The 1,604-nt window shown below is 70.3% G+C and carries 2 protein-coding genes; both read left to right on the top strand.

Going from position 1 to position 1,604, the window contains the following annotated elements; translation table 11 throughout:
• Positions 1–200 (top strand): glycoside hydrolase family 15 protein (locus tag B1L11_RS44485; protein ID WP_256863447.1); only part of this gene is annotated, 200 nt, incomplete at its 5' end.
• A 51-nt stretch (positions 201–251) separates the two neighbouring features.
• The coding region (locus B1L11_RS44480) for a glycoside hydrolase family 15 protein (RefSeq protein ID WP_143738008.1) at positions 252–1,604 on the top strand (1,353 nt) is incomplete at its 3' end.

The following is a 1,604-nucleotide window of genomic DNA, read 5'->3' as shown; positions in this document are numbered from 1 at the left end:
ACGACGCCGTCGAACTCTTCGAACGCCTCATCGCCCTCACCAACGACGTCGGCCTCCTCGCCGAGGAATACGACCCCGAAACAGGCCGCCAACTCGGCAACTTCCCCCAGGCGTTCAGCCACATCCACCTGATCCACACCGCCCAGGCGCTGAGCGGAGAGGCACACGCCGCCGGCACGGCGAAGGTGATGAGCATGTGACAGCCGCACTCGCGGATGAGCGGACGGCCCGCGCCCGGTAGCGTGACGGGCATGCGGATCGAGGACTACGCCCTGGTGGGCGACATGCAGTCGGCCGCCCTCGTCGGCCGGGACGGCTCGATCGACTGGCTGTGCCTGCCGCGGTTCGACTCCCCCTCCTGCTTCACGCGACTGCTCGGCGACGAGTCCAACGGCTTCTGGCGCCTGGCCCCCACGGGACACGAGCAGGCCACGCGCCGCGCGTACGTCGAGGACACGCTCATCCTGGAGACCGTCTGGGAGACGCCCACGGGCGCGGTCAAGGTGATCGACTTCATGCCGCCCCGGCACGCCAACCCCGATCTCGTACGGATCGTGGAGGGCCTGTCCGGCACCGTGGAGATCACGACGGAGATCCGCATCCGCTTCGACTACGGCCGCATCGTCCCCTGGGTGCGCCGCAGGAACGGGCACCTGCACGCCATCGGCGGCCCCGACTCGGTCTGGATCCACTCCGGAGTCCCGCTCCGGGGCGGCGACTACCGGCATGAGGCGACGTTCACGGTGACCGCCGGGCAGCGGGTGCCGTTCGTGTTCACCTGGCACCCCTCCCATCAGCCGGAGCCGGAGCGGATCGACCCGCTGGAGCAGCTCGCCGAGACCAGGCTCCTGTGGGAGGAGTGGGTCTCCCGATGCGGTTACCGGGGTCCCTGGCGCGACGCCGTGGTCCGCTCGCTCATCACGCTCAAGGCGCTCACTTACAGCCCGACCGGCGGCATCGTGGCCGCGCCGACCACCTCGCTGCCCGAGCACATCGGCGGGGTGCGCAACTGGGACTACCGCTACTGCTGGCTGCGCGACGCCTCCATGACGCTCGACGCGCTGACCGGCGCCGGATACGTCGAGGAGGCCGCCGCCTGGCGTTCCTGGCTGCTGCGCGCCATCGCCGGCCGCCCCGAGGACGTCCAGGTCCTGTACGGCGTGGCCGGCGAACGCCGCCTGCCGGAGATGACGCTCGACTGGCTGTCCGGCTACGAGAACTCGACGCCCGTGCGGATCGGCAACGGGGCGGCGACGCAACTCCAGCTCGACATCTACGGGGAGTTCGTCGACGCCCTCTATCAGGCGCGCAAGCAGGGCATGGCGCCGGACGACCACGCCTGGGCCCTGGTCACGAAGGTCATGGAGTTCTTCGAGCACAACTGGGACCAGCCCGACGAGGGGCTGTGGGAGGTGCGCGGCCCCCGCCGCCACTTCGTCCACTCCAAGATCATGGCCTGGGTCGCGGCCGACCGCATGGTCCGTGTCATCGAGGAGCTGGGCCGGCGCGGTGACGTGGAGCGCTGGCGCGCCCTGCGCGACCGCATCCACGCCGAGGTCTGCGACAAGGGCTACGACCCCGAACGCAACACCTTCACCCAGTCC

The organism is Microbispora sp. GKU 823, assembly GCF_002027145.1.
Lineage (GTDB): Bacteria > Actinomycetota > Actinomycetes > Streptosporangiales > Streptosporangiaceae > Microbispora > Microbispora siamensis.
Note: the sequence above shows the minus strand (reverse complement) of the source record. Positions and strands in the feature narration are given on the sequence as shown.